Source organism: Methylocaldum sp. 14B (genome assembly GCF_002005105.1).
In the GTDB taxonomy this organism is placed as follows: Bacteria; Pseudomonadota; Gammaproteobacteria; order Methylococcales; family Methylococcaceae; genus Methylocaldum.
Genome location: NZ_MSCV01000016.1, coordinates 123,739 through 131,381, shown reverse-complemented (window position 1 = coordinate 131,381; position 7,643 = coordinate 123,739). Strand labels below are relative to the sequence as shown.

Annotated in this window: 4 protein-coding genes; 2 read left to right on the top strand and 2 right to left on the bottom strand. The window is 61.2% G+C overall.

Translation table 11 applies throughout. The annotated features are described in order from the left end of the window. Positions 1 to 304 precede the first annotated feature (304 nt). Both B2A78_RS13495 and B2A78_RS13490 read left to right on the top strand, forming a co-directional pair. Positions 305 to 2,254, top strand: coding sequence for a hypothetical protein (locus tag B2A78_RS13495; protein WP_077730516.1), 1,950 nt, complete (start codon positions 305 to 307; stop codon positions 2,252 to 2,254). Between the two features lie 13 nt (positions 2,255 to 2,267). Continuing rightward, the gene (locus B2A78_RS13490; protein ID WP_077730515.1) at positions 2,268 to 4,139 is read left to right on the top strand and encodes a cytochrome P450; all 1,872 of its coding nucleotides are present in this window, start codon (positions 2,268 to 2,270) and stop codon (positions 4,137 to 4,139) included. 43 nt (positions 4,140 to 4,182) lie between these two features. Here the strand turns inward: B2A78_RS13490 and B2A78_RS13485 are convergent, their stop codons facing one another. Beyond that, a complete protein-coding gene (locus B2A78_RS13485; protein ID WP_168175419.1) occupies positions 4,183 to 5,934 on the bottom strand; it encodes a patatin-like phospholipase family protein in 1,752 nt (583 codons plus the stop codon). 37 nt (positions 5,935 to 5,971) lie between these two features. Continuing rightward, positions 5,972 to 6,979 (bottom strand): NAD-dependent epimerase/dehydratase family protein, encoded by a 1,008-nt coding sequence (locus B2A78_RS13480; RefSeq protein ID WP_077730513.1) that lies wholly within the window; start codon positions 6,977 to 6,979, stop codon positions 5,972 to 5,974. Positions 6,980 to 7,643 lie beyond the last annotated feature (664 nt).

Genomic DNA, 7,643 nt, shown 5'->3' with positions numbered 1-7,643 from the left:
ATCAAATTTGACAATGAATCGGCAAAGGGCTTTTATTGTCGCGGGATCCGGTGAGTCCCCCATCAGTCTCGAACAAATCAGAAATGTATCGAGCGCACGGCTCGATGTGCGCACCGTCGGCTTCTGGTAAGAACAATAAAGCGCCATAAGTTACGACGGCTTGGATGGCGACGATGCCATCCGCCCTTTTAGTCAGGTTTACACGCTTTCGCTTCCTCGGCGACGGCAAATGCGCAACTTGGGGCTGCCTTCCCGGACCTTATGAACGGACATTCGCCAGAATAATAATGCTCGCGAGGACATCATGAAGACACTGACCTCATCCCTTCGCTCGGTACTTGGCTGCGGAACGGCCGCAATCATCCTCACCACGCTGATTTCCTGTACGGAATCCGGACAGGGCGGAAAACCGCCCGAGAAGCAGACACGCAGCTGGGCGGACGAACGCTCGGAGCGGGAAAAGCTTCAGACGGCCTATTTGAACGATTCCACCGTCAAGCGAATCTCGACCGACGACGCCGCTCGCACGCCCTGGTACAGCAACCGGTTGGGATACGAGTGGTTCAAGGCCTACCCTCTCAGCGTCAACGGCATACCTTATGTCTTCCTGCGCGCCCTGATCGAAACCTATCCGGAAATCTGGAACGGGGAAGGCTCGCTGGGAAATCTGGGGTTCGGTCCCCATCCGGACGACTACGATCCCGCAACCGGCCAGCTGCTTCCTCCGGAACAGCGCCATCCCCTGCCTTACGGGCTTTTCACCGTCCAGGACCCCGCCGTTCCCGAGGACAAGCGTACGGACAACGTATTCTTTTCGTGCGGGGCCTGTCATACGGGGCGCGTGTACGTCAAAGACCGGGTCCAGTATCTCGTCGGCGCTCCCAATACCGAAATCGACGCGCAAGCCTACGCTCAGCTTCTCTACCGAAGCGGCAAGATGTTTATCAAGGTCGACAGCCCCGATCCGAGCCAGATAAAAGCCGATCCGGATCAGGTCGCCAAGATCGCATCTTTCCTCAAGACCAAGGTCGAAACGGACCCCGCCTGGTTCTACGGCGGACGGACGCCCGAGGAACGCTCGGCCGGCGCCGAACGCGCCAGGGTGCAGGTGGCGCGCGTATTGGACAATCTGCCGGGCACCGTGGCCGGACTGATCGCTTCGGCCAAGAAAACGGAACTGATGTATCACGCGCTGACCTCGAAGCTTTCCTACACCGAGAAGAACGGCCAAAAGGCGCCGGGGGTGTTCGGCCCGCGTCCCGGCCGCATGGACGCCTTCGGCATCGCCGCCGGATTGGTCGCACTGCATGCCAAGCGGGAAGGTTTCTTTGCGCGCCTGCCCGACGATCATCCGTTCTTCGCGGGATTGGAAAATCTGCCCCGCGAGGAGCGCCTGAAGCAGGCCGGTCAGCGGCTATTCGCGACCGCGCCCGAGTGGATGCCTCACGACCCCGGCGCATCCGACATCAAGAGCCTGTGGTTCTCTCGCGACCATGCCGCCGCCAATTGGGACGCCAACCAGGCCGCCGAGTCCCGGGTAATCGCCTCGGGGGTTTCCTCGGGAGGCGATCCGTCCAAAGTCGATGTCCGCATCCATGAACCCATGAATCCGTTCATCGACAATCTGCCGCCTACGCCCTATCCCTTTGCGGTCGATCTCGACCTGGCGGCCAAAGGCAAGCCGCTGTTCGAGGAAAAATGCGCGTCGGCCTGTCACCATGCGCGCAACGAGAAGGTTTACAACGTCGGCAGCGACATGAATCGGGCGACGCAGATCACGCCGACGGCGCGCCTCGGGCTGCTCGAACTGACCCGTGAAGCCTGCGAGCTGTACGTGGAAAATGGCGGCAGCGACTGGTGCCGGCCGAAACGCGGCAGCCGCGCCGGCGACGACGAAGCCTATTTCGGCATGCCGCGCGGCGACAAGTCGGGCTACAAGGCCGATGTCCTCCACGGCATTTGGGCCCAGGCACCCTATTTTCACAACGGCTCGGTACCGACCCTGTGGCATCTTTTCCGCCCCGCCGAGCGGCCGGAGAAGTTCATTCGCGGCAACATCAAGTACGACGAAACCAAGGTCGGCTTCGTCTGGGACAAAGCGCCGCAGCTCGACGAATACGGAGCCGGCGATACGGTGCACTTCGCCGAGCACGATACGACGCTCCGCGGCAACTCGAATGCCGGCCATACCTACGGTAGCGAATGGTCGGACGACCAGGTCCGCGCCGTTATCGAGTACATGAAAACGCTGTAGGGAAGAAGGACTCATGGCCGGATCGAACTGGATGACGATACGGGAGCAGCTCTATGGACAGGGCTGCAGGCTCATCAAACTGATCAAGGCGGCGTTGGGAAACACGCCGAGTGACTCCGGGCCGGGAAAGACACCGGCCCCGACTCCGCCACCGGCTACTAGCTTTTTGCGTGAAGTGGCGGGTGCCGAAGAAGGCACTCCCCTGCCGTCTCCGCCGCCGCCGATGCCGAACCCGAATGATCCAAAATACGCGGACGATCCCGGCGCCTACGAGAAGGACAAGCAAGCGGCGGAGACGGCCGCCGCGGCTTTCGCCACGGCGGCGAAGGCACGGGGCGGGGCCGTGGCGCAGGTGATCTCCAAATGGCTGGTGACCGCGCCTTATGCGATGTTCCAGGAGCTCTTGGCGCAACCTAGGGACGCCATGCCGATCTTCAAGCCGGCCATCGGTCCCGTGATCGTCATGCGGCATCCGGAAGTCATCCGCTGCCTGGAGCGTACCGACCTGTTCACCGTGGACCCTTACGCGGCGGAGATGGCGCGCGCCACGGACGACAAGACCAAACACCCGGAAGCATACTCCCACTTCATGCTCGGCACCGACCGGGACGATCTCTACCGGCTGGACGACGTGATCCTGCGCCGCGCCGTGTCGCGCTCCGACGAGGAAACGCTTTCGCGCCTGACTCGCGACGAGGCCGAACGCTGGACGCATCGGGCGCAAGCCGAGGGGATCGGCGAAATCGACGTGGTACCGACGCTCGCGAAATTCGTGCCGCTTCGGATCGTCGGCGATTATCTGGGAGTCCACTATTACGATTTCGGAACGCCGTCCGTGCTGCCCGGCCTTCGCGGGGGCGACCGCTTTCCGCTGGACCCGGACCTGCAAGCCGTGTTCTCGTTCGGCAAGATTACGGAAGGCATCGTACCCACGGCGGACGACCTGTTCATCTGGGTCAAGGATGCATTCCGCAACATCTTCAACAACTTCAGCCCGGCCCATCCCTTATTCGCCGAATTCCGCGAACGCGGCGTGATCGCGACCGAGTATCTGAGCGCCTACGTATTTGCCTTGCTCAAGCACTACAAGGAACGGCTGCGGCTGGGCGAAACAGTCCCCGATACCATGCTGACTCGGCTCTTGCGAATGCAGCTCGAGCTCGAGCGGGACGGCGAGACATTGACGGACGAGTTCGCAGCCCGCCTCGGCACGCCCTTGACGAAAGACGAGCTGGCGAAACGCCTTTCCGATTCGATGATCCGGTCCAACGTGTTCGGCACGGCGGTCGGCGCGGTGGTGAATCCCCAGGAAGCCACAGCCCGGATCCTCGACTCCATGCTCCGCCTGAAGGATGGCGAATACGAGGTGCTGAACGGTTCCAGCTACGAACAGGCCGTACGTTTGGCGAACATCGAGCCGGATAGCCCGGATTATGCCGAAAGCCTCGCGGGACTGCGCAAATACGCCCTGGAAGCCTTGCGCCTGCAGCCGCAGGGCGAAGTCTTGTTGCGGCTGTGCGTGAAGGACAATACCGAACTCGGCGGCGTTCCCCTTCGCGCCGGAACCCTCGTGTTCGCGGCCTATGCCGCGGCAATGCGGGATCCCGAGACGGTGCCGAACCCGTCAGCCTTCGACATTACCCGCGACGAACGGCTGGTCCCCTACCTCGGCGATCGCGAACGCGCCCATGAGGCGCCGCAAAGTCAGATCTATCTGCAGCACGGCTACGGACGGCATAAATGCCTCGGACGCTATGCCTCGGAGATAACCATGCGCGAATCGCTGCGCGCCATGCTGCGTCTGGGCTCGCTGGAACGCCGCGGCTCGCTCGAGATGGATGAGCAGAATTTGTATGCGACGAGTCTACGGATCGGATTCCGCTAGACGCCACAAAGGCGGATGCGCTGCGTCCGCCTCCTTCCGCACCTCATAATCCGCGTTCGCTCAGATCGTCCCGTACGATCTTCAGCATGGCGCCGATGGGTCCTTTGTGCGGACTTCGGATCAGGTTCAACAAGCGTTCGTTGAGCTTGATCACGTCCCAGCCGACGCGGCTCACGATCCAGTTCATGGACAGACGCTCGAGCTCGGTGTCGATGAGCCGCTTCACCACCGCGTCGGTCCGGCGTCTTAACAATCGTTCCAGGACGGTCATGTCCGGACGTCGGTTCACCGGCCATTCCGGCAAAGGTTCCTCGACGCCGAGAGAATCGGTCAATGGAATAATCGGCAGGAGGTCCATACCCGCTTCGTTCTTGAACCGGAGTTTTTCTTTGAGCGTCGGCGGCCAATCCCGAAACAGCGGGTTGTCGTACGCCAGGCCGAACGTCCGCCGGAGGAATTGCTGGCAGTTGCGGCGACCGAGGCGATAATCGTGCTGCCGGTACGCCTCGCTCAGAAATCCGGCGAATCCGCCCAGCCCGCCGGTGGCGAGCGGATAACGCGCGCGCTGCTCCTTGCCATCCCTGATTTCGGTGCGCGTAGGCGCGATGAGAAAACGGCTGAAGACGCTCGGATCCCGAGCCAGCTCCAACTCATCTTTCTTGAATCGCAGCTCCGACAAAACTGCGGAAATCAATGCGGGCAGCGTTCCGAAAAGGCGAAGACTGGGCTCCGGGTCGTAGCGGAGATCCAAAACCGACTGATTCGGAAACGGATCGATCATAAGAATCGCGCGCTTCGCATCCTCGGCCCCGCGCGGGCTGCGATTCGCCGAGCCGGCAAGGCAGCGGCGCGCGATCTCGAAGGGTTCGTTGTTGGCGAGACCTCCGTCGATATTGGCGAACCGATACTCCCAGCGATCGATATCCGTCTCCTTCAACTCGTCCGACCACATCGGCGGAATTTCCTTCTCGACTTCGCACACGCAACGCTGGCTCCGGTCGCACTTGGGCTCCTGGGGAATGCTCCAGCGGCGGCGGTTGTAGTTGCCCGCCGAGCGCGTCAGGCTGCGAGCCGCCAGAGCGGCGGGAAACGCCGAGCTCGCCAGCGCGGCTTCTTTCAAGAGCCTCCAATTGCCCTCTTCCTGCTCCTCCCGTCCGAGCGGCACGGAATCGTTCCACTTCGATGCTTTGTTGGTCGGGCTGAGCGAAAAATGCATGTAATCGGCGTGCTGAGACATGCCGTAGTCGCGGTCCTGCTCGGCCGAGAAACGGATGGAATAAGGCACGCCTCTCAAGTTCGTGACGCACAGGATCACATCCAGTGGATCGGCCATGTACTCGGGCCACGGGGCTCCGGACCATGCGGTGGCCAGGGCGTTTCTAGCCGCATCGTCGAGTACGGTCGAATCCAGCAGCGAAGGCACCTTGGCACCCGGCCGCTCCAGATCGCGAGCGTCGAGCAATGGGCCTATATCGACCCGTTCGACCCAGGTCTCGTAAAGCTTGTTTCGCGCGCTGGCGGTTTGCGAATTCATATGCAGCAGACCGCCGCGCAGCTCCGACGCCAGCACCGCCGCCGTAACGCCTCCGGCCGAGGCGCCGGTTACCACCGAGATCTTCACGTCGTGCGGGGGCGTATCGGGTACTCCTCTTTGCTTCGCCCGATACCAAGAGTCCAGCGCCTCGGTCAGGAAATCGATGACTCCGGCCGTGTATGCGCCGGCGGACACCGCGCCAGCCATGACCAACCCGATTTCGAACGTGGTTGGCGACAGGCCGCTCTCGGCTTCTGCCATGCTTGATTCCATATCCTAGTACTCCCGACTTTGACTCCTATCCGGCTTCGCTCTGGCGTAGCCAACGAAGGGTATCTTCGAGCGTCTGCTGCAAGGGACGCGGCGTCCAGCCGAGTTCCTCGCGCGCACGGGCGGTGTCGTACCAAGCGTAGCGGCCCAGGATTTGGAGCACGCTGCGGGTAACCGGGAACGGTTTTCGGAGCAGGGCGTAACCGGCCTGCAGCACCGTAACCAGGGCATAGGCCGCCCAGACCGGCAGCCGCAAACGGGGCGGCCGCACGCCCGCGATAGCGGCGGTTTGTCCCAACAGATCGTCCACCATTACGTTGTGGCCGCTGAGCAGATAGCGCTGGCCGGGGCGGCCGCGTTCGGCAGCCAACAGCATTCCGTCCGCGAAATCGCGAACGTCCAGACAGCCGAAACCGACCGGAACGGTGAAGGGAAGCTTGCCGGCGCTGACCGCCTTGAGAAGTTTATTGGCGGGCGCGCCGACGTAATCCTCGGGCCCCATGGTAAAAGAAGGATTGACGGCGACTACCGACATACTGGGGCTCGATCGTCCGAGCGCCTCCTCTTCGGCCTGTCGCCGGCTTGCCGCATACGGGAGATCCAGGCGGTGAACGGTGCCGTCCGCCGTCTCGTCGAGCGGCTCCGGCTTCCGGTTGACGCCCACGGTGAGCGCGCTGCTGGTCACGACCACCCGCGTAACGCCCGAGTCCGCGGACACATCCAGGAGATTGCGCGTTCCGACCACGTTCACTTGCTGCATACGCTCCTCTAGCCCTCCACCGATGCTGACCAGAAAAGCCAGATGAAAGATCGTATCCACCCCGTCGCAGGCGGCACGCAAGGAAATCGCATCCTCGACCGAGCCTCGGACGATGTCCACATCCAAATCCCGCAAGGTGGACGGATCGGTGTCTTGCGGGATCAGCGCACGCGGCCGGATACCCTTTTCATTCAGACGCTTGGTGACATGGTAACCGAGAAAGCTGGTCGGTCCGGTGACGAGGACCTTGCTCTTTGCATTCAGTATCTCGTTCATAGCGATCACAACCCCCTTATTCTTGGAATTACGGGAACGGGCGGGTATATCGAAAAGGCTGCGCCGCTGGAGGAAGACGTAAATTCAGAATCTATTCGAAATACATTCAGGATATGGAAAGCCGTAAGATCTCGATAATCCCACAATCCTGAATCTCTTATGGTTTCCGCCTCGCTCTATCCGATTTATTCCATTCGGCTTTCGCGTGAACACTCATCGTAGGGTGGGTTAGCCTCTCGGCTCCGCTCGGGACAGGCCCTTCGACGGAGCTCAGGACAGGCTCCGCGTAACCCGCCGATTGAAGGTCGCTTGGTGGGTTACGGCGCACGCGAAGCACAGTGATCGGCGTTCGATCAATGCTGATGTGCGCCTAACCCACCCTACGAAATGAATGCCTGATTGAAAGCGATTTGGAATTACACAGGTTTTCCATGGCGCAGCCGACATTATGTTTCACGCAATCCCGCAACAGCAAGACATTTCAAGGATAACTACTGAAAAGGTACAAAACGCCCCCTATGCAGCACATACACCCATATCCGGTTAAAACCCTTCCGTCGACCGGGGTTTTGCCGTACGCGGGGCCGCATTTCCACCCGCTTTAATCGATTGACAACGGCTCGGCGCAAGCGCATTGTTTTCTCAAAAATAGCCTTGAATGCCT